This window comes from Paenibacillus sp. WLX1005, from assembly GCF_046603685.1.
Taxonomy (GTDB): Bacteria; Bacillota; Bacilli; order Paenibacillales; family Paenibacillaceae; genus Saccharibacillus.
This window is the reverse complement of sequence record NZ_CP176756.1, coordinates 1,812,268-1,838,128: the sequence shown is the minus strand read 5'-3', so window position 1 is coordinate 1,838,128 and position 25,861 is coordinate 1,812,268. Positions and strand designations below refer to the sequence as shown.

The 25,861-nt window shown below is 45.9% G+C and carries 23 protein-coding genes; 4 read left to right on the top strand and 19 right to left on the bottom strand.

Annotation, left to right across the window (positions count from 1 at the left end; all coding sequences use genetic code 11):
• The first annotated feature begins 266 nt into the window (after positions 1–266).
• Positions 267–2,297, top strand: a complete 2,031-nt coding sequence (locus ACE3MZ_RS07930; RefSeq protein ID WP_411345907.1) for an LTA synthase family protein — start codon at positions 267–269, stop codon at positions 2,295–2,297.
• Between the two features lie 127 nt (positions 2,298–2,424).
• On the opposite strand, the gene ACE3MZ_RS07925 is transcribed toward ACE3MZ_RS07930, so the two are convergent.
• From ACE3MZ_RS07925 to ACE3MZ_RS07865, 13 genes are all read right to left on the bottom strand, one after another.
• Positions 2,425–2,664 carry a DUF1450 domain-containing protein gene (locus ACE3MZ_RS07925; RefSeq protein ID WP_411345906.1) on the bottom strand — a complete coding sequence of 80 codons (240 nt, stop codon included), beginning with the start codon at positions 2,662–2,664 and terminating at the stop codon, positions 2,425–2,427.
• A gap of 26 nt (positions 2,665–2,690) precedes the next feature.
• On the bottom strand, positions 2,691–2,999 hold the full coding sequence (locus ACE3MZ_RS07920) for a HesB/IscA family protein (protein ID WP_411345905.1): 309 nt from the start codon (positions 2,997–2,999) through the stop codon (positions 2,691–2,693).
• A gap of 98 nt (positions 3,000–3,097) precedes the next feature.
• On the bottom strand, positions 3,098–3,358 hold the full coding sequence (locus ACE3MZ_RS07915; protein ID WP_411345904.1) for a hypothetical protein: 261 nt from the start codon (positions 3,356–3,358) through the stop codon (positions 3,098–3,100).
• 375 nt (positions 3,359–3,733) lie between these two features.
• The gene (locus tag ACE3MZ_RS07910; RefSeq protein ID WP_411345903.1) at positions 3,734–6,028 is read right to left on the bottom strand and encodes an LPXTG cell wall anchor domain-containing protein; all 2,295 of its coding nucleotides are present in this window, start codon (positions 6,026–6,028) and stop codon (positions 3,734–3,736) included.
• Between the two features lie 21 nt (positions 6,029–6,049).
• Positions 6,050–7,552 (bottom strand): hypothetical protein, encoded by a 1,503-nt coding sequence (locus ACE3MZ_RS07905; RefSeq protein ID WP_411345902.1) that lies wholly within the window; start codon positions 7,550–7,552, stop codon positions 6,050–6,052.
• 434 nt (positions 7,553–7,986) lie between these two features.
• Complete coding sequence (locus tag ACE3MZ_RS07900; RefSeq protein WP_411345901.1) at positions 7,987–9,558, bottom strand: hypothetical protein; 1,572 nt, start codon at positions 9,556–9,558, stop codon at positions 7,987–7,989.
• A gap of 35 nt (positions 9,559–9,593) precedes the next feature.
• Positions 9,594–10,907 (bottom strand): hypothetical protein, encoded by a 1,314-nt coding sequence (locus ACE3MZ_RS07895; RefSeq protein ID WP_411345900.1) that lies wholly within the window; start codon positions 10,905–10,907, stop codon positions 9,594–9,596.
• Between the two features lie 455 nt (positions 10,908–11,362).
• Positions 11,363–11,785 carry a YtxH domain-containing protein gene (locus tag ACE3MZ_RS07890; RefSeq protein WP_411345899.1) on the bottom strand — a complete coding sequence of 141 codons (423 nt, stop codon included), beginning with the start codon at positions 11,783–11,785 and terminating at the stop codon, positions 11,363–11,365.
• Between the two features lie 219 nt (positions 11,786–12,004).
• The gene (locus ACE3MZ_RS07885) at positions 12,005–12,622 is read right to left on the bottom strand and encodes a helix-turn-helix transcriptional regulator (protein ID WP_411345898.1); all 618 of its coding nucleotides are present in this window, start codon (positions 12,620–12,622) and stop codon (positions 12,005–12,007) included.
• A gap of 151 nt (positions 12,623–12,773) precedes the next feature.
• The gene (locus ACE3MZ_RS07880) at positions 12,774–13,229 is read right to left on the bottom strand and encodes a DUF86 domain-containing protein (RefSeq protein ID WP_411345897.1); all 456 of its coding nucleotides are present in this window, start codon (positions 13,227–13,229) and stop codon (positions 12,774–12,776) included.
• 42 nt (positions 13,230–13,271) lie between these two features.
• Positions 13,272–13,748, bottom strand: a complete 477-nt coding sequence (locus ACE3MZ_RS07875; protein WP_411345896.1) for a YfbM family protein — start codon at positions 13,746–13,748, stop codon at positions 13,272–13,274.
• 72 nt (positions 13,749–13,820) lie between these two features.
• The gene (locus ACE3MZ_RS07870) at positions 13,821–14,108 is read right to left on the bottom strand and encodes a Dabb family protein (protein WP_367055787.1); all 288 of its coding nucleotides are present in this window, start codon (positions 14,106–14,108) and stop codon (positions 13,821–13,823) included.
• Between the two features lie 315 nt (positions 14,109–14,423).
• Positions 14,424–15,077, bottom strand: coding sequence for a 50S ribosomal protein L25 (locus ACE3MZ_RS07865; RefSeq protein ID WP_411345895.1), 654 nt, complete (start codon positions 15,075–15,077; stop codon positions 14,424–14,426).
• Positions 15,078–15,929: 852 nt separating this feature from the next.
• Here ACE3MZ_RS07865 and ACE3MZ_RS07860 point away from each other — a divergent pair.
• Positions 15,930–16,553 carry an XRE family transcriptional regulator gene (locus ACE3MZ_RS07860; RefSeq protein WP_411345894.1) on the top strand — a complete coding sequence of 208 codons (624 nt, stop codon included), beginning with the start codon at positions 15,930–15,932 and terminating at the stop codon, positions 16,551–16,553.
• Between the two features lie 179 nt (positions 16,554–16,732).
• Here the strand turns inward: ACE3MZ_RS07860 and ACE3MZ_RS07855 are convergent, their stop codons facing one another.
• The 5 genes from ACE3MZ_RS07855 to ACE3MZ_RS07835 form a co-directional block, all read right to left on the bottom strand.
• Positions 16,733–17,827, bottom strand: a complete 1,095-nt coding sequence (locus tag ACE3MZ_RS07855) for a GntR family transcriptional regulator (RefSeq protein ID WP_411345893.1) — start codon at positions 17,825–17,827, stop codon at positions 16,733–16,735.
• A 572-nt stretch (positions 17,828–18,399) separates the two neighbouring features.
• A complete protein-coding gene (locus ACE3MZ_RS07850; protein ID WP_411345892.1) occupies positions 18,400–18,858 on the bottom strand; it encodes a PTS sugar transporter subunit IIA in 459 nt (152 codons plus the stop codon).
• Positions 18,859–19,015: 157 nt separating this feature from the next.
• Positions 19,016–20,419, bottom strand: coding sequence for a PTS fructose transporter subunit IIC (locus tag ACE3MZ_RS07845; RefSeq protein WP_411345891.1), 1,404 nt, complete (start codon positions 20,417–20,419; stop codon positions 19,016–19,018).
• Between the two features lie 139 nt (positions 20,420–20,558).
• A complete protein-coding gene (locus ACE3MZ_RS07840) occupies positions 20,559–21,323 on the bottom strand; it encodes a DeoR/GlpR family DNA-binding transcription regulator (protein WP_411345890.1) in 765 nt (254 codons plus the stop codon).
• Between the two features lie 774 nt (positions 21,324–22,097).
• A complete protein-coding gene (locus ACE3MZ_RS07835; protein ID WP_411345889.1) occupies positions 22,098–22,889 on the bottom strand; it encodes a tautomerase family protein in 792 nt (263 codons plus the stop codon).
• Between the two features lie 139 nt (positions 22,890–23,028).
• On the opposite strand from ACE3MZ_RS07835, the gene ACE3MZ_RS07830 reads away from it, so the two are divergent.
• Positions 23,029–23,916 carry a LysR family transcriptional regulator gene (locus tag ACE3MZ_RS07830; protein WP_411345888.1) on the top strand — a complete coding sequence of 296 codons (888 nt, stop codon included), beginning with the start codon at positions 23,029–23,031 and terminating at the stop codon, positions 23,914–23,916.
• Between the two features lie 19 nt (positions 23,917–23,935).
• On the opposite strand, the gene ACE3MZ_RS07825 is transcribed toward ACE3MZ_RS07830, so the two are convergent.
• Complete coding sequence (locus ACE3MZ_RS07825) at positions 23,936–24,634, bottom strand: O-methyltransferase (protein ID WP_411345887.1); 699 nt, start codon at positions 24,632–24,634, stop codon at positions 23,936–23,938.
• Between the two features lie 192 nt (positions 24,635–24,826).
• Here ACE3MZ_RS07825 and ACE3MZ_RS07820 point away from each other — a divergent pair, with 192 nt between their 5' ends.
• Complete coding sequence (locus ACE3MZ_RS07820) at positions 24,827–25,732, top strand: LysR substrate-binding domain-containing protein (RefSeq protein WP_411346731.1); 906 nt, start codon at positions 24,827–24,829, stop codon at positions 25,730–25,732.
• The last annotated feature ends 129 nt before the right edge of the window (positions 25,733–25,861 follow it).

The following is a 25,861-nucleotide window of genomic DNA, read 5'->3' as shown; positions in this document are numbered from 1 at the left end:
AGGGATGCTGCGGTTGTAAAGCCTGCGATCATCCCTTTTTTACACTTATTGTTATAATGACAAGTCTCATTGCTTTCATTGCTCTGTTCTGTTGTACGTCAGATCCTTGGTACAGGCTGCTTGACGTTCTGCACTGACGCACTTGAACTGGAGCGGGTTAACGTGTTAAACTGCACGCTAACCGTTTGAATGTAATGCAGAGATTAACTTTGTAAACTGAATTTGGGCATCATGTAAGGTGATGTATTACGCAAGGGGGCTCCATTTTGGAACAGATACATTCCCGGTCACAGCGCCGCAGCTGGCAACAGCGTCTGCTATGGCCGTTCGCCCCGGTCAGAATTGATTATTTGTTATTTTTGATCCTGATGCTGGGTAAAATCTTGTATTTGCATAGCAATCTACATTTGCAAAATATCGATATGAATGCGCTGGATGTCATAACCGCTATCGGTTCGATCCTGCTCGCTTCATTCTGGACGTTATGGTTACCACGCCGCGGACGTATCATCGGTCTGATTATTGCCGATGTGCTGCTGAGTGTGCTATTGTTCGCCGATCTCGTATATTTCCGTTATTTTCAGGATTTCATTACGATTCCGGTACTGATGCAGGCAGGTCAGGTGGAATCATTAGGCGGTAGTATTCGCGAACTGATTCATACGAACGATATTCTGCTGTTCGCTGATGTACTATTATTGCTTATTGTCGGTATCGTGCTGATCATAAGACGGATTACACGCGGCAAACGTATCACCGCATCGTCGAATCGCTGGAATGGCTCGGCTGTATCCAGCAGTCGTAACCGTCGTGTCGGGACTCGTTTGTTACAAGGGGTTGGCGTATTCGTACTTGGCTGTCTGTTGACCTTTGGACCGATCAAATATGCAACATCCACTTGGGCAATCGGATTGTTCGTAGGCAACTGGTGGAATATGTCGCTGTATAACGTAACCGGTGTACTCGGATTTCATGGATATGATGTGTATCGGTATGCGGAAGATCATTTTGGTAGTGGCAGTCAATTGTCAGCCGCTCAGACAAATGAAGTCAAAGACTGGTTTGCCGCCAAACAAGACACTCGCTCCCAAAAAGGCGATGATGATCTGTTCGGCGCATACAAAGGCAGCAATGTGATCGCTATTCAGGGCGAAGCATTTATGAACTTTGTCGTCGGCAAAAGCTTCAACGGTCAGGAGATTACACCGAATATCAATCGACTGATGAAGGATAGCATTTATTTTAGCCAGTATTATCATCAGACTGGGCAGGGGCGCACATCGGATGCTGATATGGCATCTAACGCTTCACTGCATCCTCTGCCCACCGGTTCGGTCTTTACTCGCTATGCGGATCATGAATATGATACACTGCCGAATATTCTGAACAAGCAAGGTTATGATTCGTATGTATTCCATGCATATGAGCCAAGCTTCTGGAACCGTTCCGTGATGTATCAAAATATGGGCTATACTAAATTTTTCAGTAAAAATGATTATACCATCGACGAGCCGCTCGGCTGGTCGCTCGGTGACAAATCATTCTTCCGTCAATCGGTTGAGAAAATGAGCGAAGTACAGCAGCCGTTCTACTCCTTCCTCATCACACTGTCCAGTCACCATCCGTTCACTCTTCCGGCTTCGGTACAAGAATTAGATATGGGTGATCTGTCCGGTACAACATTTGGCGATTATATTCAATCGCTGCATTATGTAGATGCCGCGCTCGGTGAGATGGAGCAAGATCTGAAGGACAAAGGATTGTGGGATAAAACGATTCTGTTGTTCTATGGCGATCACGATGATTCGCTCAAGGATAAAGCACCGATGGAAGAATTCCTCGGCAAAGAATTGTCCGATCTTGATATGGAGCAGCTGATGAATCAAGTACCTATGTTGATTCACCTGCCAGATGGTGCTCATGCTGGTACGTATGATACACCTGCCGGTCAGCTCGATATGACTCCATCGATTTTGCATTTGCTCGGTGTCGATGCCAGTCCGTATTATCTGATGGGCAATGATATGTTTAACAAAAAAGAAGATAAGCTTGTCGTACTGCGCACCGGTGCTTTTACCGATGGCAAAGTATTCTATATCCCATCAGCAGATGGTGTATTTGAACACGGGACAGCTTACGATCTGAAAACGCGCCAGACCACCAATCTGGAACGCGCACGCAGCGGATTCGAGGAAGCACAGAAACGGTTGAACATTTCCGATGAAGTGATTACTCATGATCTGATTCGCGAGTTCCACAGCGAGAAATCGGGCGGTACGTCAAACAGCAGTAAATAAATCAGCATTACCAGCTCATATTTCACACCAAAAAGCCCGCAAGGACGATAATCGTCCTTGCGGGCTTTGATGTTGATATACGTTTTCCCTGTATAAGATGTCTCCTCATCGGGAACGTTTGTCGGTATTATGCTTTGGCAGAAGGCTTTTTCACAAACTTGGCAACCTTCTCCAGCACTTCAGCTTCCGTCGGAGCGCTGACATAACGACCGTTAATAAATACAAATGCACGCTTACCACATGGACCGCAATACGACTTGCAGCCGATCTTGATCTCTGCGTCGGGCGCGAGCTTTTCCAGCTTGGGAATAATACTTTTCAGGCGGATGTGGTTGCACTCGTCACATACGCGAATATCGTTAGCCATGAATAATTCCGTTCCCTTCGGTCATCTTAGTGATGATGGTGACCGTGATCGCCTTTGGAAGGGTTCGTAATCACAAAGCCCTCTTCACCGGTGTACAGATAGTCGACTTTGACGCCATCCAGCCATGCTTCGTTTGGATCAACGGCTACATCGATTTCTTTGTCGGTGGATACGACTTCTTCATGACTTTGTGGCTCAGCCAGGTCCATACCATAGTGCACGTGGTCGCCGTGGGAATGAGTTACAAATACACGCAGTTTCAGACCTGCGTTTTCTGGTTTGTCCATCTCTTGCTTGATTACTTTCGCTGCATTGCGCGTAATTTTGACTTTCATGGAATCAGCTCCTTGAGTTCGACTTGCCTGCCTGAGTGCAGGACGCAATAGTACTATTGTATAACTGGTCCCATTATTACGCAAGGATAAACCCATGCTTAGCGCTGCGGATTGTACTCAATCGTTGACAGTTTTGTTTCGGCACGCGATACGAACCAGTTCATGAGCAACAAGGTCACTCCAATATCATCTATAGGCATAAACGGCATCATGTCCGGCATCACCCAGTATACAAGTACGGGAACAACGAACAGCAGCTTTTCTGTTATAGGCAGTTCTCTGGAAGTGAGCAATCCAGGGAGTTTTTTGAATACATGCACCCATTGCTTAGCGGAAAATAAACGGGTCCATTTTGACATGTTGCATCTCTCCTTCATGGATTCGCGCCACAGCTGCGATCCGGGCGCTGAATAATCAAATGCTGAACGCACATGCGAAGTGCGTACTTGTATAATACGTATGAGATACAAAAAGTTTCAGAAAATCTGGAGATTATGTAAACTTTTTTATTTGTACATTTGGAGTGTATATAGCGAGTATTTCTTTGCATACTAGATATCGTTTGTGAAGATACTTATACGGATGTACGTATGAAGATGAGTATGTGTATACGAAAAATAGAGCAACTTTCCGTGTTGGAAAGTTGCTCTATAGTTAGGAAATGTTTCTTTTGAAGCGGGGATGTGATTCGCGGTTTCTAGCGAAGGACATTGGAATGCGTTATCGTTCTCATTTTATTGTTTGCCAGTGTGCTTGCGTAAAGTCAGACCGAGCATAATAAGCAGCATGCCGATGACATACACTGACATTGGAGTTGCGGTCTCACCTGTTTGTGGCAGACGATCCATATGGATCAGCTGGTTGCCAAGCGTTGGATTAGCGTTTGCAGCAATATCACTCACGCCCATCGTGCCTTGACCGGCAGCTGTCACAATATTGGCATTGCGAGTTGAACCCGGCAGCAGTGCTGCTGGTGTAACCATACCCATCGCAGTCACCGTATTCAGACGATTGCGAGGCGAGGTCGAACTGTTCTGTTCATCCGTTTCTACAGCAGCAGTCGGGTCATCTGTAGACGCAATGCTTACGTCGCCATTCAGACTGTTGGTTGCTGTTTCATTGTCGGCGTTAGAAGGATTGACTCCATCTGTTGATCCGACGAGAACACCTGCTCCATTACTTACAGTCGTTGCTGCGTTACCACTAGAACTGTTACTGCCGGATGTGCCTGTACCATTATTGCTGTTGTTATCTGTGCTGGTATTGCCAGTATTGTCCGTGTTGTTCGATGTTCCATTATTGGTACCATTGTTGCCACCGCTATTGCCTGTATTGCTACCATTATTGTTATTTCCACTAGTATTGTTGCCATTTCCGTTATTACCGTTATTTGAGCTACCGTTGTCAGATGGATCGGTACTGCCAGTATTACCATTGTCGTCTGTTCCATCATTGTCATTGTTGCCAGGCTGTGTTGGCTCTGTCGGAGTTGTACCAGTATCACCGCCACCGGATTCATTTCCATCGTCGTTGCCGATGATCGGTGTGAAGCTGGTATTTTCCAATAAATTCAGACCCACATCTGGCAAAATGCCATCTGCAATACCGATAGAGATCAGCGATGATTGTTCACCGATTCCGTCGCTATTTTCCAGCTGGTTGTTGTCGAGAACAGCTATATTCAGATCGCTACCAAGTACATCATCCAATCCAAGCTTTACCGCAGCATCTTGTTGGCTATTGCTAGTTGTAGTGGATTGCTCATCGCTGTCCAATACACCAAGATGCAATTGGTCAGCAATCGGCAGGTCATTGGCAGCTACTTCTACTACGGCTTCATGTTTTGTGCTGGCAGTTTCATCGGATTGTTCGTCTCGATCCAGTACACCAACGTGTACATTATCGGCAACTACAGCATCATCCGCTGCTACCTCTACTGCGGCTTCGTGTTCTGTACTGGTAGCTTCAACAGATTGCTTATCGCGATCCAGTATACCAACGTGTACATCATCGGCAACTACAGCATCATCCGCTGCTACCTCTACTGCGGCTTCATGTTCTGTGCTGGCAGCTTCAACGGATTGCTCATCGCGATCCAGTACACCAACGTGTACGTTGTCAGCAACTACAGTATCGTCAGCTGCCACCTCTACCGCAGCTTCGTGTTTTGTGCTGTCAGCTTCGCCGGATTGTTCATCGCGATCTAGCACACCTACGTGTACATCATCGCCAACTACAGTATCGTCAGCTCCTACTTCTACTGCGGCTTCGTGTTCTGTGCTGGCAGCTTCAACGGATTGCTCATCGCGATCCAGCACACCGACGTGCACATCATCGCCAACTATAGCATCATCCGCTGCTACTTCTACTACGGCTTGATGTTCTGTGCTAGCAGTTTCCACAGATTGCTCATCGCGATCCAGTACGCCGACGTGCACATCGTCTCCGATCACAGTGTCATTCGCTGTAACTTCCGCTACAGCTTTATGCTCTGCGTTTATATTTTCACCGGATTGTTCATTGCTATCCAATACACCAATATGCACGTCATCACTAATTGGTGTATCGGTTGCTGCAATTTCGGCTACAGCCGAGTGGCTGTTGTCAGTGTTGGCTTGGGATTGCTCTTGATTGTCCAGAACACCAATATGCAGATCGTCGCTGACCAGGGTGTCAGTCCCCGTCACTTCTGCAAAGGCGGAATGATCGGTCTCGCTGTTGGTTGTCGTTTGATCTGAAGAAGTGAGCACTTGCGCCTCTATTTCGTCTCCAAGCACGGTGTTATTGGCTTGTACTTGAAGCACGGCGTCGCTCTGCTGATTGCCTGTTGCGTCGGTGTTCTCCTGATGCTCCAGTACACCGACATGCAGCGTACTATCCTGCTGAGTGCTTTCCTCATGTTGATCTCCAATATTCAGCTCTACCAGCGAACGGCTTTCTGATTCTGCCGCCGATGCGGTTGTATGCGACCATCCCATAACTGCTGCCAGACAACCTGTTGCCACCATCATTTTCACTGACCATTTCATTGTTCATCGCTCCCTTTTATTTTAATACGACTGTTGTCCATTAAAATAAAGGGAGTGTTGCGGTGGCTGACCCGGTGGGGCATTCATCCACTGACTGCTGCCTCGTTCCGAACGAGTATAGTGAATTACAATCGGCGCATTGCGCTGTCGATCGTTCATAGTGTCCAGCAGCAACGCTGCCGAATTGCTACCTGCATTTCCGCCAGTTGAAACCAACTGTGCTGAGGATGTGCCTACATTGGCTACATTCATGACAGCCAGTGCATCTGTAGAATAATCCGGTACAAGTGGCAACCCGGACGGGGCAAATGGAATAGCAGCGCCAGCTGAAGTGTCATTGGTGTCTACCGTTTGCAGAGATGTGCGATCTGTATGATGCTCATCAACGCCAATATCTTGCGTATTCATCCATGATTGCCAATTCCATATTGGTACATTGCCAGAAGGATTGCCTGTCTGCTGTGCTTCTTGCTCATCTGCTATACGTGTAGCTTCTGAAGCAGTTTGGATATTGTTCGAGAGTGGATTCGGATTAGCGTTAGTCGGATGAGTCTCAGGTACAATTGCATCGCTGGAAGGAATAATTGGTGACGCTGAATCAGGTTGCGGTTGGATCGGTGACTGAGGATGAATCGCTGAAGCCGAATGATCATCTGGCGTCTGCGTTCCGGTCGGTTTCGTAGCTGTATGATTTCGACTGGATGTAGACGATGTAGGATCAGCTTCCGCTTCGGGATTCGTCGTATGTTCCGGCTCTGGTTGCGGCGTCACTACTGGTGGAATCGTAATTACAGGAACGGATGGTGTTGGATTTGGTATAGTTGGTAGTGGTTTGACGACTTCAGTTACTACAGTAGGTACATGGGTCACTACATCGTTTGCGGTGTCTACCACTTCAGTAACAACATCGGTTGCTGTCGTTGTTGTAGCATTGACAACATGATCGACCGTACTCACAGTAGACTGTACCGTCTCCGTAACAGTTGCAGTTGTACCTGATACGGCGCCAGCCGCAGTATCTACAGTGTCCTTTACGGTTTGATCCACTGCTGACGACAAAGCCCCGGTTATATCCGTCGGCTCGCCGGTCACCAGCTTTTCCGTTTCTTTGACAAGATCTTCGGTCACTCCTGTTACATTTCCAACAATTCCAGCAGTATTCCCTACTGTATTTCCTAGATTGGAGCCTTTATCAGCTACTGCCGAGGATGCCTGACTGGTCACTTCACTGGCTGCCTGTGTTGTCGTGTCAGTAACTGATTTCACCGTATCCGTCACTGTTCCAACAAGTGAAGCCGTCGTACGTTGTAATAGAGCGCGCTCTGATATACCACTCTCTTCGTTTATAGCATTGCGTGTATCTTCTACAGAACGGTTCAACTGATCATTTGAATTTGTATCCGTTTTTTCCGTAGAAATCGTCTGCTGCGAAGATAATTCTTCGCCAGCAGCATGAGCGGCATTGTAATGAACAAATGCGTATAAAAATAACGCAATCACTAGTGCGAGCAATCGATACTTCATTCGTTTATTCACCTCCTTTCCTGTAAGGAATCGTTGTACCCTAAGCAAACTTACATAATATACTTAAAAATAACATTATGGAAAATTAAGTTATTTATATTTACCCGAAAAACGTTTACTATATCGCTATTTTGACTACAATTATTCATTAAAAGTTATTCTTTTCGCGTACTTTTGGATGATACAGAATATGTAAATCTATATATGAAGAACACCATTGTGGATGGGCAGAAAACAGGATTACTAGACAGCAAAATAGTGCTGATGGATGAACAGAAAAACAGTGCTAATGGACAGAAAAAGACCCTCCGACGTCTCAGAGGGTCTTTTGTACAGAATAAAGGATACCAGCCTTATTCTGCTTCCAGCTATTTACTTCTTTTCGTTAAGCTATGCTCTCGGTATAACCGATATGAGTAAGCCCGTACTGTCGATTATTTGTTGTACGTGTCGGAAGTAACTTCTGTCTCTTCGCTATCCAGCACATTCAGATTCAGATCGTCACCAAGGATAGTATCTGTTCCGGAAGACTCAACTACCGAATTGCTATCTGTGTCTACGTTGTCTGTTGTTGCTTCATCGCTGTTCAGTACATTCAAGTTCAGATCATCGCCAATAGCTGTGTCTGTACCCGAAGATTCAACAACTGCACTGTGTTCGCGATCCGCATGATCAGCATCATAGTCATCGTTAGTCAAAACGTCCAAGTTCAGATCATCACCCAGTACGCTATCTGTTGTCGCTGCATCTACTGCCACACTTTTGTCGTGATCAGCTTTGTCTGTGTTGTTCTCTTCATTTTGCAGAACATTCAGATGGCTATCATCACCAAAAGCTGTATCAGTAGCAGAAGATTCCAGTACTGCACTTTGTTCATGATCCATATCGTCGGTGTTCACATCGCTGTTTTTCAACACATCGACATTTACATCGTCGCCTACTACTGTATCTGTAGCAGAAGAATCAAGGACAGAGCTTTGTTCAGCATTCACATCATCGGAAGTCACTTCATCGCTTTTCAAAACATCCACATTCACATCGTCGCCCACTACTGTATCTGTAGCGGAAGATTCAATGACCGAACTGTGTTCACGATCCATACTATCCGAGTTTTGTTCTTTGCTGTTCAGTACGTCAACAGTTGCATCGTCTCCAACCACGCTGTCCGTTGCGGAAGCATTCAATACAGAGCTTTGTTCGCTCTCCATATCATCCGTACGCACTTCATTGTTCTTCAGTACATCGGCATTTACATCATCACCCAGAATCGTATCGGTTCCGGAAGTTTCCAATACTGCACTGTGCTCAGCATCCATGTCTTCAGAATCATAATCTTGACTATTCAACACATCCAGATTTAGATCGTCGCCCAAAATGCTGTCCGTTGCAGCGGAATCGATAACGCTACTAGTGTCATAGCTGCGACCCCCGTCTTCCTTCTCATCACTTTTCAGTACATCTAAGCTTGCATCGTCACCCAAAATGGTGTCTGTGCCAGAAGATTCCAGTACGGAACTGTGATTCTGTTCGCCATCTTTTGACTCCCAGTCATCATTGTTCAATACATCAGCATTCAGATCATCACCCAGAATGGTATCTGTTCCGGATGCGTTGAGTACGCTGCTGGAACTTTGGTCTTTATCTTCTGATTGAGAATCATCGCTTTTCAGTACATCCAGTTTCAGATCGTCGCCGAGGATGGTATCATCGCCAGAAATCTCCAACAGTGAACTTGACTCGCGCTCTCCGTCTGTGGATTCGTCATCATGGCTATTCAGTACATTGATTTTCAGATCATCGCCCAGAATGGTATCATCACCGCCCAGATTGAGCAGTGAGCTGGATTCCCGGTTGCTGCTGCTACTTTGACTGCTGTGATTATTACTGCCAGAGTGGCTGCTACCGAGATTGTCGAGTAATCCGTTTGCTGATACTGTACCTGTAGACCAACCCATTGCTGCTGCCAGACATCCTGCCGCTACCATAGCTTTCACTGTGTTTTTCATTGTATATTCGCTCCCTTAATTTTAATTGTTGGTTGTCATCCGACAAACGACGTATTAAAATCAGGAGCGATTTGTGGTGGTTGCCCTGGTGGTGGATTGATCCACTGGTTGCTACCTTTGTCTGACTGGGCACGATAGATAAGCACTAGCTCATTGTATCGTGACAAGCCGTTGCGTCCGGCGCCAATACCCGGAATCTGCGATCCATTAGAACCGGAGGTTGGGTTCAGGTCGCCGCCTGTGGCATTACCTGGTGCAATAGTCAGGTTGCCTCTGCCATTCAGCCAAATATCCGCAAGTGGGTTCGCCGCTACTGGATATCCGCTGCTAGCTGGAGAATTGTCGTCTATCTCTTGATCCGCTGTCACTGTCTTCAATGTTTCTTGGCTGCTTATCTGTGTCGGCACTACAACCGATGATGTAGCAGGCTCAGGATCATGAAGGCGTACTGACAATGGCTCAGATGGTTCCGACTTCGGCTGTGTAGCTTGCGGTTCAGACGTTTCTGTCACAGCGGGCTGTGCAGATGGCTGTTGAACGGGTTGCTGCGCAGCAGGAACCGGGACGGGATCGGAATGATGATCAACTGGGACTGTAGAAGATGTAGCTGCTGGCGTCGGAGCCGGTTGAGCTGGCTGACGTTCGCGCTCTTTGTCCTTACCGTTATCCTTTTCAGGAGCGGAAACAACAGGCGGAACGGTTGGCTGCTCATTGACCGGCGGTACGTCTGCATCATCTGGCAGTTGTTCTGCCGTATCTTCTACAATGTCTACGGTGGAGTCAACTGCATATGTTGCTGTGTTCACAACGTTGGTTGTTGTATCCAATACCGTATTGGTCACCTCAGTCGTCGTATTCAATGTAGTATCTACAACATCGACTGTTGTCTCAAGCGCAGTGTCAGTCACATCGGTTACCGTTGTCGTAGCAGCACGTACCGTATGGGCGGCAGTTTCAGTCGTGTTGTTCAAAAGATCAGTTGTTGTACCCACTGTCTCTCCCACCGTTTCGGTCGTCTGCTCGACAGCACCAGTTGCATCTTCCGCTGTGTTTGCAACAACATCCGTTGTTTGATCGACGATTCCGTTAACCGTATTCGTAACATTGGATTCAGACTCGGCTGCATTGCTAGAGGTGTCAGTTACTGTACCTGCCGTTGTCTCAACGGTAGAGATAACAGGATCCGATACGTCTTTCACTACATCCGAGGTTGCATCAGTCGTAGTCTCTACAGTCTCAGTGACCGTTTTTCCTAGCGACTTCGTCGTGTTGTCCACAATGTCACCCAATCCTCCGGCTTGCACAGACTGTTGGTGAACCAGTGCTACAATCAGCATGGTCACTACCATTGCACATAACCGGTAGAAATGCTTCAGGAGTCTCACCTCCCTTCATAATAGAATGCAATCAATGTTACTATGTTCTCCTACTGTACTTCGTTGTTTGCATTTCTTAATGTGTTGTAAGGATATTAAACGTATTCAAGTTATTATGTACAGTATTTCATTATTTTTGTGCACGTTTACAAAAAAAGCGAATTATCGTTATATAGATTAAAAACTGGACTTTTTGGTAATCCAAATACAGTTTGAATACGTATACATACTGCTATATTCATACTTTTACATGTATAACGACTGGAAATAACGGACTTCCACAATCATAAAATACACCCTTGCATCACTACTATTTTACGTCACAAAAAAAACACTCATCTGCGTATTGTCATACCGATGAGTGCTCTTCATTATCATTTTGCTTATTTACTTCATTCATAGAAGGTACAAATAAAATGAGCATCACATTATACGCTATAATTGCTCGTTTTATCAGTGCCAGCCGGTGGCGTAGTCGGTTTGTCGGTTGAAGCTGGGGTAGAAGTGGATGCATTGCTATCGGTATCTTCCGCCTTCTCTGCTTCCTGTTGCTCTTTGAATTCAGCCAGTTCATGTTTAACGTCCTCAGTAGCGGCTTCCACTTGTTCTTTCCATTCGCGTGCTACGCCAAGCGATTCTTTGACCACTGCAACCACTTCCAGACCTTTTTCGGTCACTTCATGACCTTTTTGATTCCACTCTGGGCCTTTTTCCTTGATGATCTCCGCACCGTATAGCAGATCGGCACGAATATCGCGTCCACTTTTCGGTGTATACAGGATGGCTGCACCTGCACCAATCAATGCGCCTGTGAGCAGTCCGTATATAAATTGCGTTTTCTGTTGATCCATCACAATCTCTCCATTCTCTAGTTACATGTATTTGTTTACTATTACCCAGCCAGCAACGTTTTGCCCACCATGCGCTGCAATTGACGATCTTCTATGTATAAAAAACTCAAGCTGCCTCATTCAGCACCTAGCAGGTATAGGTATGCATAGAAGACATATGAATCATCTGATAACAAAAAAGGATTGTGCTTGATACAAAGCCAATCCTGTCTCTAGCGTCTATTTGGATTTCACCTGATAAATACAACATCGCCCACCTTTGGCAATACATTCGGTACGTGTCACTTGGGCATCAAGTAGCTGTTCAAACAACTCCTGCTCGCATTGACACGCAATCTGATGCTGATCAGCGACTCGATTGATCGGACAATTGTATTCGTAAATCGTGTACTCATCCTGACCTTGTTCCTCATAGCTTGCCATATAACCGCCACTATGCTGAATCTCCGCAAGCGCGGCTACCCGTTCACGCAGACTTTGTTGTTCCATCAATGGCGTATACCGATCTAACAGCTTTTGCTTACGCCCTTCAAAGATCCGCTGAATGGACGCCTCGTCCAGCTCATCCAGCAAGTCTAATGTCAGCTGATGATAATTATGTGGAAAATGTTCCGCCGCCTGCTCGCTCAGTCGAAAGCGTAAATACGGACGTCCGGTTGGAATTTTGATCGTTTCCGCCAGTAGCAATCCTTCCTGCTCCAGTGTCTGAATATGACGGCGCACCGCCATTTCAGTAATATTCAATTGCCGGGCGAGATCGGAGACACTTGCCGGGCCGCTTGTTTTTAGGATCATCATGATGCTGCGTCGTGTTGATGGTTCTTGGTTGGGCTTCATCCCGGGACCCCCTTTTGCGCGAAAATAAAACGACCCCATCCGCCAGTTGTCAGCGAAAAGGGTCACAGTATCCCTTTTATAATACCGTTATTGTAGCTTATCCGGCATGGGATGTAAATTCAAAACGGTTCATTGATACAGGGAATGTGATTCAATTCGATTGCGCTTGATCTCCCGATACACCTGTACCTAGCTCACGATCCAAATAATCATGCACTTGCGTCGCAAAGCTGCGTAACGTTTCCGGCAACACCGTTGTAAGCGGATGCAGTTCATAGCGCTGCCAATCGTAATAGTCCTGTACGAGCGGGCGACGCAGCTTAACCAGTTCTAACAAGCGTGCTGTTGTCTGTTCATCCATCACTTGTTCGCCACCGACAATCTCGATAATATCGTCATAGCTGCTCGCATCGCGCATAATGAAGCCGTCGATCAGATAGCTGCCGATATCAGTCACACATTCAATAGCAAGATGCAGCGCACGCTCCTGCACCATCCCACTGGTCAGGCTCGCATCCCACGATGAAGCGGTTTGCTCCAATGCCGCACACACATCATCCAACGCCGCAATGCGACGTTCAATCTGTTCCCGATTCACATAATACATATAGTTTCAGCACCTTACTCTGTTGATTAAGAATCTAGTCTGTTAGAACACATAAAATACAATACCATGACCTGTCGTTACCGCTGTTTGATAAAAGGTTTGAATATCGCGTAAATGAGCGTGCAAATAATCATAAAATTCCTGCTCATCTTCTCCTTCTATCGTAGGATACACAGCCTGCTCCATCATACTGGCAAAATCATACGATGAAGCGAGCTGTTCATCTGTACTTGCCGCTAACCATTCAGCCGCCTGCTGTACCTGTTGCGGATACAAATAATAGGCTCCATATGGCTCCAGTTCCAGCGCTTGATCTTTGAGCATCGGAACGACATAACCTTGAGGAGGTTGTCCGTCAAAATAATCACGGCATAACCACAAATGAATCCCCTGCCATGATTTATCAATGTCCAGTTCTGGATATTGATCCACATCAAGCTGGTCGACTTTCCATTGACCTTGCACCAGCTTCTCCAGTTCTGACGAATCTACAGCCAGATATTTTCCAGTCATGCCCATGATGTTCAACCCCCTACCTATTATGTTACACAGCAATGTACAGCATTTGCTGAATATCAACGATACGACTTCTTAATATTCGTAATCTACCGCGATGGTCGATTCTTTCACTGTGCCAATATAATCAGCGATCTTCACATGATCTGGATGCACTTGATACGTTTGCAGATCATCCAATGAGTCAAAATCACTGACTAGCGCTACATCATACGAGCGTTCGCTGCGGATCACGTCCACACCGACTTGAATAGAACGAATCACATCTACTTTACCTTCCAATTCACGCAAACCGGTAATGACTTTGTTAATGATCTCCTCAGACGGGTCTTTAAATTTGAACAGTACAATATGCTTGATCATAACGGAAACGTCTCCTTTGCCTATGTAATGGATGGTGCATACCACGGCTATAGAACGTGGCATGTCATAACAGTATCGTATCATATTCTTCAGCGTTTTGCCCTCTTGCTGGTATGAACATGATCAGATAAGGAATAGTCGGATCAACCTGAATATAACAAAGCCGGAACTGCATATACAGTTCCGGCTGGATACACTGCTAGATCAGATAACGATTGCTCGCCAGCTTCACAAACAGCCTTTGTTATTGTATGAACAATATGGTTAGATCACGCTACAACATCATCGTATTGTAATCTGCCACTATTTACAGTATTACTCGGATTTTTCTTCGTCAGAAGCTTCTTCTTCTGTTGCTTCTTCTTCACCTGCTGCGGTTTCTTCTTCATCAGATGCAGCTGGAGTTTCCAGATCTTCATCAGCTACGCGCGGTACCGCTACGGAAGCGATGATATCTTCTTCGTTGGAGTTCAGCGTTACGCCGTCTGGCAATTTTACATCAGCCGCAGTTACGGTGTCGCCGATTTCCAGTTCTGCAATATCGACAGTCAAGATGCTTGGCAGGTCTTTTGCCAGACCTGTAACTTCCAACTCGGTTGTTTGATGCTGGAAGACGCCGCCTTCTTTGGTGCCTTTTGCTTCGCCGTGGAAGTCGAGTGGTACGCTAACAGTGATTGGTTTTTTGGAAGACACTTGCAGGAAGTCGACGTGTGTAATACGTCCTTCGCGGCGATGAATGTCTTTCAACAGTACTTGTACATCTTTACCGTCTACGTTCAGGGAGAAAATGTCTGCCCCACCGCGACGTGCTTGTGCTTGCAATTCTTTGCTGTCCACATGCACCGCGATGCTACCCAGATCAGGTCCATATACGACGCCAGGTGTACGTCCGCTGCTACGCAGCTCACGGTTGGCGGAATGTTTAGTCGATTCGCGTTTCTCAGCTTTAATCTTTGTATTCGTAGTCATAATATTACCCTCCTAGAGTTATGAACAATTCCCTGCGTCTGTCGTTGCAAACACGGGGTTCAATAAGATAGAAATAAAGACTGCGTGGTATATGACGAATATTCATTTTACCGGATCACATTCGCTACTACCAAATGCTCTCCTTCGCAATCCTTCCAGCAGTAATGTCTACTGGTCATGTCGTTCATTACCCGTTTAGCGAGCAAATGCAACAGATCGAACTTCTTTTTTTTGGACTTCATTATATGCATAACATAGATATCAGGTCTATTCGAAGCGATCTTTACCACGGAACCCTTTCCATTTACAAGCTTGAAAAGGGTAAATTTAGAGGCAAGCAATTTCCAGCGTTATGAATGTTTACAAAATGATTACGAATTTCGTATTTTCCCGTCCTATATGTTCAAACAGACGTTTAAAACTACATGAATACGTTAGATTATATGATTTTTAAAACAGTATAGTGTAAATAAAATGTGAGGTTTTTGTACAAATATTGGAGATAGCGATGCGATGAACAGCGCGAAAAATGGCGAAAAAACAATATAACAATAGTTTATTTGCTTAGAAATACAAATTTTTACTAATTTCAATAATAATTTATTGCAATGAAATCAACAAAAATCTAACATTACATTATTTTCTTTTTGTGGTAACACGTTTGTCATACAATACATTTTTGCTTATGTTTATGTCATTTTGTATAGGATATTCAAATATTTAAAAAATTCCAGTATTTTTAGGGGTTATTTTGGCAAAAGTTCGCTTGAAACGCGGGTCTTTGTGTTGTAGGATGTTGAAAGGGTCATTAAACCAACTGCTATAAAATGAATAAATCATATCGGAGGAAATATGCCTAATCAACCAGAACGACACTTTATAGAGGCGTGGTCTCTGATTAACCGTAAATACCTTGGTAAAGGTGTCCGCGTCAAAAGATTCCGTAGACCGACACGCTGTCAAATTCGCAACCGCGTTTTGCTGGCTGTGCTGATGGTCAAGGATATCAAACTTTCCGAGCTCGCGGAACGGTTATCAGTTTCCTCACGCAGCGTAAGCGCCTGGGTTTACGAAGGTAGATTGCCAGGTAAAGCGAATATGGAAAAGGTTTGTCGGGAGCTCGGATACCCGCACCATATCTTATTCAACCAGCAGGTTATTAATAATAGTCCTGTCATCTGCCAACAAGCTCCATCCCGCTTCATGAAACGGACCATTACACGTTCCCCGGTGCGTAACCACATTCTCACAGGTTTATGCATGGTTCACGATCTTTCTGTAACCGATGTCAGTCACTGGATTGGTGTTCATCCAGGTACATTCCGCAAATGGCTGCATCAAGCAACATTGCCTTCACCTGCGTTCCAAGAGAAAACCGAACAATTTTTCCGCATTCCTAAATCGGTATTGTTTGCCGATTGTGTGTTAGGCGAGCAAGAAGTCACTACACATGAGTACGCCGAAACAAAGAAGTAAAAACAAAACAAACTGTGCTGAAAAATTTCACGTTTAAATCAACTGAAATTGGAACCGGTTTGTGTATATGATAGACAACAAAAAGCTCCAACGTGTTCACCATGAGGTGTAACGTGGAGCTTTTTGTTGTCTCAACACTTAATAGGTGGGTTAACAATTTAATTGCCAACCAATAAATGTTAGCTTTCTGACAGTACAGCAGGTGCGGCGGTGGAATGACGAACAATCAGCTCTGGTGGATATGTCTTCTCTTCCCAGTTGCTTCGTCCATCCAACATTGGCAAAATCATCTCTACCGCTGCTGTACCGAGTGCATGTTTGGGATGACTGAGTGTAGTCAGCTTCACCTCTGTCGCTGTCGCCAGAAACGAATCATCAAATCCGACGAGTGACAGATCATCCGGCACACTCCAGCCAACCTCCCGTACGACTTGAAGTAGCATAACTGCCAGTTCATCATTGTACAGCACCCAGCCAGTTGCCCGCTGTTCCTGTGGCTGATTCACTAGTAGACGTGCCTGCCGAAGTGGTGCTGTTGATTTGTCATCTGTCGTATAGGTGAAGATCAATGCCGGTTGCAGCGGAATATTATGCTTGCGATGAGCGGCAACAAATCCTCTCATCCGGCGAACTCCCTGCATATCGTCTGTTTTGAAAAATCCGGCAATCCGGCGATGTCCCAATCCGATCAGATGCTCTGCCGCCAGAAATCCGCCCAGTTCATCGTCCATACGCAGACAAGGTGAGTCCATTTCTTCATAGCTCGCATTGATCATGAGATAAGGAATCCGACGATTCTCCATCGTTAGAAAATAATTCAGATTGGCGCTTCGTTCCCCGCTACGCGTAGGCTCCACGATCAGCGCCGATGGCGACTGACTCAGCATCATTTCCAGACACTCTCGTTCCTTGGCTGGATCGTTCTCCGTACTTGCCAACAGCAGTCGATAACCTTCCGATCGCAATCTCGTTTCGATGCCCTGTACAATTTGCGGGAAAATATAGTCGGAAATGTACGTCGTGATCACACCGACCGTTTTGTTATCGTCTTTGGATTTGGCACCGGGATCAGCAACAAATGTACCTTTGCCCTGCATCCGATTTAGCCATCCTTCACGTACCAGTTCGCCCAGTGCCTGACGCACCGTCTGGCGGCTCACCTCAAATTGGTCAGCAATTTCATGCTCCGACGGCAAGCGACTACCTGGCAGCAAACGGGAGGAATGAATCCATGAAAGTATCTCATCCCGTACTTGTCTGTATTTAGCGGCCATAGTTCCTCCCGGTCAAATGAATTTGAATACAATAGCTTTTATTTTACCACAGACACCGTTGCTGTAATACGGTAACTTGTCTGCTTCTTGCGCTGGTGTAACGTTCAGATTGTGCTAAACTAGACACCCTTCCATAAATAGAACGCTTACAATTTCACTCAAAAATAAAAACAACTTGTATGTAGCATTGAGCAAAATAAGTATATAAATATTTAAGTTGTACATACATTTTAAAAAACTTTGTACGGAATGTCCATTTAAATATATGGCTGTATGCCAAAAAGCAACACAAATTGGCGCAATCGCTTCAACAATACTAACCACAAAGCATATACCCACTGATAAATATTGCTCTGTGCTCACGTATGTACGACGTTACGCTTGGATGGAGCAGGTTGGATAGAATGACTTGCTTATCCTTATGCCTAGTTGTCTATCATTACATCGAACTGAAGAAAAAGCGTACCGCATCCATGCTGGATACGATACGCTTTCTCTCTGTAATTTTCTATTTATAAACTACGCGATGCCTTATATATCAAACCGTATAATGAAGTGAACATGGAGTGTACTTAGCCAATATTGCGACTCAGAATATCGATCACTTCTTCTTTGCTGCTTGCTTGCAGCAGTTCATTGCGAAATTCCTCGTGAATCAGTTTGCGAGACAGAGCGACAAGAATGTGCAAATGCTCGTTGCCAGTATTGGCTTCAGGTACGCCGATCATGAATGCCATCTGAGCTGGCTCGCCGTCAAGCGAATCCCAATCAAGCGGCGTTTGGAAACGGGCAAATGCCAGTGCTGCGCGAGTCACACCTGCGGATTTGCCATGCGGAATAGCAACGCCAAAGCCAATACCGGTAGAGCTTTGCTGTTCACGTGCAGTTACAGCAGCTACATATGCAGATGTATCGGACACAGCGCCTGCTTCATGCATACCAGCCGCCATTTGCTGAATCGCTTCTTCGCGTGTAGCAGATGTTGATGGCAGAAAAATACTTTGTGATTGCAGCAATTCGCGAATATTCATGGATAGGATCTCCTTTGTTTGCGTGAAATGCACAGCGACCGGAGGGGTATCCGGTCGCTATGTGTCGCTCAGTAGGTTTTGTTTACAAGTGTATTGCTATTGAGATTGCCGCGGGGATGCGGGGTATTCTTTATTCTCACGCTTGCCTGTTTGCAGATCAGGCAGCTGTTTTATTTTGATCAGGAACTTCAACGGTTTTGTTGCGTTTCAGCAGCAGCACCATCAGTGCAGTTACGACAGTACCTGCTACGATAGACAGAACATAATAGCCCAGGTGGTCAATAGCATTCGGGATGAACAGAACGAACACGCCACCGTGTGGAGCATGCAATCCACAACCGAACAGCATGGACAGACCGCCCGCTACTGCGGAACCTACCATAAAGGAAGGAATGATACGGATCGGATCAGCAGCGCCGAATGGAATCGCGCCTTCGGTAATAAACGACAAGCCGAGTATGGAAGCAACTTTACCAGCTTCGCGTTCTTCTTTGGTGAAGCGCTTTTTGGCGATCAGTGTAGCCAGCCAGATACCCAGTGGAGGTGTCATACCAGCTGCCATGACTGCTGCCATTGGTGTGAAGATGGAAGAAGCGAGCAAACCGACAGCAAACGTATACGCTGTTTTGTTGAAAGGACCACCCATATCCAGCGCCATCATAGCTCCGAGAATCGCACCAAGCAGCACGGCATTCCCTGCGCCCATATGAGTCAACCAAGTAGTCAATTGTGCAAGCAGCCATTGAATTGGCTCACCGATAACATATACCATCAACAGACCGATAATCAGAACGGATAATACAGGGACAATCAGGATCGGTTTCAGACCTTCAAAGTTACGTGGCATTTTGATGTGTTTGATCAGCCAGTGTGCAACATAACCAGCGATGAAACCGGCAATGATACCACCGATAAAGCCTGCGCCCATGTCTTTTGCCAGTACGCCACCGACGAGACCAGGTGCCAAACCGGGTTTACCAGCGATAGAGAAGGAGATAAAGCCGGACAGAATGACAACCATCAGCCCCATGGAAGCGCCGCCAATTGTAGACAGTGCTGCACCAAGTGAACCTTCTACCTGATCGACTCCACCTTTTGTAAACGCAAACAAGAAGGAGAAGGCGATAATCAAACCACCAGCGATAACGAGTGGCAGCATGTTGGATACACCATTCATCAGATGTTTGTAGAACATGTTTGGCTGTTTGCCAGTGCTCTCGGATGCTGTTGGAATAGCAGTTACATTCGAGCTGGATGCTTGCATATTCAGCGCACGATCGATCAGATCACCCGGCGCTTTGATGCCCTGTGCAACGGCGACACGTACAACCGGTTTACCAGCAAAGCGTGCTTCATCTACATCCGTATCGGCTGCCACGATAATAGCGTGTGCTTCTGCGATTTCCTGTGGAGTTAAGCCGTTCTCTACGCCGACTGCGCCGCGTGTTTCGACTTTGATCTCAATTCCTTTTTCTCTTGCTGCTTTGGACAGCGATTCTGCTGCCATGTACGTGTGCGCGATGCCGGTCGGACAAGCGGTAACAGCCAATAATTTTTTCATGGTAATATCCCCTTCACATTCATCTGAATTTCAAAATCAGCCCTGTATGACCATGCTCTGAATCGTTGCGTCCATGTGAGTGCCAACTCATCACCTTAAAACGCTTACAAACTTGATAAAAGGTTGTTATTAGAATCATTCAGGCAATGATCATGTCCAGCCCCAGCTTGCGGAACTGTTGAATCGTCGAAACTGGTACTCCCCCATCGGTGATGCAGTAATCGATATCATTCAGATCAGCGAACTTCGCGTAAGCGATTCCACCAATCTTGCTGTGATCCGCCAGCAGCACAACCTGCTTGGCAATATCGATCATTTTACGTTTGATTGCGGCTTCCGTCAGATTGGGAGTTGTAATACCTTCCCTCATATCCAATCCGTTTGTTGCCATGAATGCCTTATCGACTCGAACCATATCGAGTAAGCGCTCTGCCATCGGTCCGACAAATGCCTGTGTATCCGGCCTGAGCAGTCCGCCGATAATCGACAATTCGATATTACGGCAATCCTTTAATTCTCCTAGTACGATCACTGAATTGGTGATTACTCGGATACCTGATCGATTCCTCAGCTCTCGTGCTAACGGAAGTGTCGTCGTTCCAGAATCCAGCAAAATCGTATCGCCCTGATTCACCATCTCTGCGGCGCGGCGGGCAATGCGTTCCTTTTCCTCGCGGTAGGAATCTTCCTTGTCCACCATATTCGGTTCAAAATTGACACTTTGTAATGAAACCGCTCCGCCATGTGTCCGTTTCAGCAATCGTGCGTCTTCCAACTCTTTGAGATCACGCCTGACTGTTGAATCCGAAACCTGAAACATTTCCCCCAGTTCCTGAACCGATGCACGATGATTGTGCTGCAAGTATTCGACCAGCTTATGCTTGCGTTCCTGTTCGAAAAGCATCGGTACATCACCACCCGTCCTGTCTTCTACTGTATATCTTCCAACATGTGATGCAGGTATATCCCGATAAGCAACAGGATCACTGGTCTGGTAAAAGCCATAAATGACGACTTGATGATCGAAATGATGACTGTTTAATCTCCTGATGACGTTTTGTGATCGTTTGTGATTATCCTTGATTGATTATGATTATAATAACGCTTTCATTACCTGTCAATCACTTTATTTTTATTTTTTGAATCAAGGAGTAATTTAGTCACTAATGTATTATATATCGTCCCTAATCCGCCTTTTATTTACAGTTTTCAGACGAAAATCGAAATATTTTTTTCGTGTACATTTTACTTTTCGTGTGGTTCTCATTGTCTGCTGAATGTTGTCATGGTGGGGATCGTTTCAACTTTTTATCATCAGAGATGCTCATCCTTTTTCGTGATAAGTATAATGTATACAAATTATATTCCGAATCTGTCCGTTTTTATCGTTTTGCATCTTTATTGTCCTATTCAAATGTAGAAAACCAATCATAAACGATCACGATACATGCTCATTTATATGTTGAGACAGATTGGCTTGGTTGTGAGCCAGTCATATAGTCTTGATCTCTTCATGCCAATCTCCATACCAAAATACCCGTCGGAACACGTCCAACGGGTATTTTGATTAGATAACACACTTCGGATGACATAATGTTATGAATGCAGGCATACACAATGTATCGTTTGGGATGGAGTGCTAGAACCAGTAATATATTGCGCTCTTATATACTGCATCTCATTTCATACTAGTTTCATTTAATACTTGTAATGCAGCGGCAGCGGCGGGCCAACCGCTGTAGAAGGCAAGTTGCGTAATGACAGCAACCAGTTCCTCATGCGAGATGCCATGTTGATCAGCAAGCTTGAAATGATACGGCAGTTGCGCAGTATGACCAGCAGTGATCAGGGCAGCTATCGTAATCAAGCTGCGTTCGCGCAATCCAAGCTCCGGCTGTCGCCACATATGACCGAACAACACCTCTTCACTATAACGAACAAATTGGGGCGCAATCTGACCATAGATGTCCCTCACACTCGTTTCGACTGGTGGATGCCACGGACGATGATGATGTTCTATAGTATCTGGTTGCGCTTGATCAGAAGGCGGTAACGCTTCACCCTGTGAGGTAATATGATTAGCACCGTGTAGCATCTGTGCTTCTCCTTTACCAAAACTCCAATTGTCCAATTCCGTCTCAATCAGCACGATAAATACGTCATCTCCACGGATCCCGACTTGCTGCTCCAGTCGCTCGGCAGTATCTTGATACAGTCGCTGCTTCTGTTCCTTACTGCGACCTGCGCCTAACGTAATGCGAATATAGAGCAATTGTGGACTACGCTGCATATTCAAATAGTGTGGATCATAGATGAATTGTTCTGATTCATAGTGATGTAGCAATTGAAAGTAATCCTGTTCTGGTACATGAAAATGCTGCTGTAGTGATTCCTGCACACTGCGACTGATTCGCGATAATTGCTCCGTTTCGTAGACTCCACTACGATATCCAATCTCAACAAAAGGCATAGCCTTCACTCCTTGATGATCCTGATTTCCGCATATCAGACAGGTATGACGGTTCCATTTCAGTGTACATGACCTGTTTTCATCTATATAATTGAAAATAATCATACATATATTCAATTTTATGAATGGAGATGACAATATGGATCTCAAGGAATTAACGACGTTTCGCACGATTATTCAAGAAGGGACATTCTCACGCGCAGCTGAGAAGCTACATTATGCGCAATCCACTGTCACCCATCAGATTCAGCGACTGGAAAAAGAACTGGGGATGCAATTGTTTCAACGTGGCTGGGATGCCGAATTAACGGAAGCGGGCAAATTGTATGCACGCGAGATTGATTCACTTATCGCTCACTGGCAACATGTAAAAGATCAGGCGCAGCAGATTGCACAGGAGGAAGTGGGCACGCTGCGGCTTGGCATGATTGAGAATCGTTCGCCGCAGCTATTGCAAAGAGTCATGCGCGATTTTACTCGGCAAAAGCCCGGTATTGCCTGTGAGATTACGATCGCGAATACAGATAGGCTACGGCAGGCAGTACAGGAACGAACAGTCGATCTGGCAGTATGCGGAGAGCCGAATGATATGACCTCTTTGCATTTTGAACATTTATATGACGAGCAAATCCAGTTTATCGTGCATCGCGATCATCCACTGGCGACGCAGCAGCAATTGAATGATGCGCATTTTCGGCAGTATCCATTGATTGCGGGCGGGCGACAGTGTCTGTACCATTTGCAATTGGAGCGGGAATGGTCTTATAAGCACATACAACCGTTTAGCCATACGGTCAGTCAGCTATCGGCAGTGCCTACACTGACAGCGGCAACTGGTGGCATTGGTGCAATTCTGTCCTCGACTGCACTGCCAGATGATATGGTTGTGTTGCCATTTGCTCTGAAGCAGCAGAATCTATCCATCGGCTTGCTTCAGCTACGAGAAACGTCGTACCAATCTTCGGCAGTTCGATTATTGCTGGAGCTCATTCGTACTACATTGAAGCAAAATGAATCGCATACCTAGACGATGCAGCTCTGTGTGCTTAGTTTACGATACCGATCAAAAATCCGTCGTACCCCTTCTCCCCTACTGTTTGCAGTGCAGTAGCGGTGATACGTATTTCATCGCGAATCAGCTCATAAAAGGAACGGATGCCTTGCACGCGTGGATCGCTGCTGTGACGGTCGATCACTTCGCCCTGCCGAATCACGTTGTCACCTACAATGATCGTACCCGGATGCGATAACCGTAATGCCCATTGCAAATAATTCGGATTGTTTGGCTTGTCCGCATCAATGAAGATAAAATCGAACGGCTCCGCCCCTTCCTGCTCTAGCTGTTGCAATTGCTCTAATGCCGCACCTACTCGCAAATCGATCTGCTCACTTACGCCTGCATAAGCAAAATTGGCAGCGGCGGTACGGGCATAATACTCGTCCAATTCCAACGTCACGATCTTGCCACCTTCCGGCAATGCGCGCGCCATCCAGATCGTACTGTACCCGCCTAGTGTACCGAGTTCCAATATGCGCTGGCTACCTGACATACGTACTAGCAATTGCAGAAATTGACCTTGCAGATCCGTGACTTCAATCGGTGGCAACTCCGCCTGACGATTATGCTCCGCAATACTTGCCAGTACATCGTCATGCGGAATGAGCTGTGATTCTACATACCGATCCACATCATCCCATAATTGCTGCTGTTCTGTCATCTTTCCGGCGATAAATGATTGTTTCATAATGCCATCTCTCCCTGTTGAATGAAAGTAGGCAGCTATCCATAAATACCGTTTTTGTTCTGCATCTCTGCCTCTGGTATAAGCATAACTCTAATTTTTAGATAAATATAATATATGTTTTCATGTTATTCATAGATTTAAGTTATGATTAAGATGAGCTTTATGACAATGATTGTGAAAAGAGGCGTATGGATGAATCTGCATGGACTGCGACTATTTTATACGATTGCTACTACGCGTAACGTGACTCGAGCGGCAGAGCAGCTTGCGATTAGCCAGCCTGCGATTACCGCTCAGGTGAAAAAGTTGGAACATGAGCTCGGCATTCCCTTGCTGCAACCTGCTGGTCGTGGAATTGCATTGACAGCGGCAGGAGAAGAGATTGCACTGATGGCAGCGCGTCTATTTGCAGTGGAGCAGCAAATTGAACAATTTTGCGGACAGATCCAGCAAGGGCAAGCTGGACAGATTGCCCTTGCTGCTACGTACTTGCCTGCTCATGTGCTGTTACCGGGCTGGTTGTCTCGTTTCAAAAAGCAATACGAACAGGTGGAATTGACCATTCATACGACCAATTCAGCGGAAGCCTTGCAGCTGCTCACTTCGGCACAGGTCGATCTCGCTATCTATGGCGGTGTACCAGAGCGCGCAGGTGAATGGGTCGATATGGAGGAATTGTTTCGAGATGAGCTGTGGTTTGTCGTTGGATCAGAGCATCCGTATGCCAATCAGCATATCTCACTATCACAGATGATGCAGGAGCCATTTGTGATGCGTGAACAGGGCAGTTCCACCCGTGAGCGGCTGTTGTCATTGTGTCGTACGCATAATCTGCCTGCGCCTAGTATTCCGCTGCAATTCAATGGATTATACGAAGCGATTCAGGCGGTCACTGCGGGGTATGGAGCGAACTTTATTTCGTCGCTGATTGTACGAGATGAGGTGGCGCGTGGAACGCTTTGCCGGGTATATGTAGCGGATATTCATTTGGAAAATACAATTTCAATCTGGACGCGCAAGAATGAGCCTCTATCGGCAGCGGCACAACATTTCGTGGATATGATTCGCAGTCATCCATTTCAACAGGCGATACAGTAAATTCCCCATAATGGAAGTGCCAATGGTGGAAATATTCGTTATAACTGTCTTGGATGATAAAGCGGTCTTCTTGACTAAGATATATGAATACGAAAAGGCGACAAGGGATACTTCCCCTGCCGCCTTGTT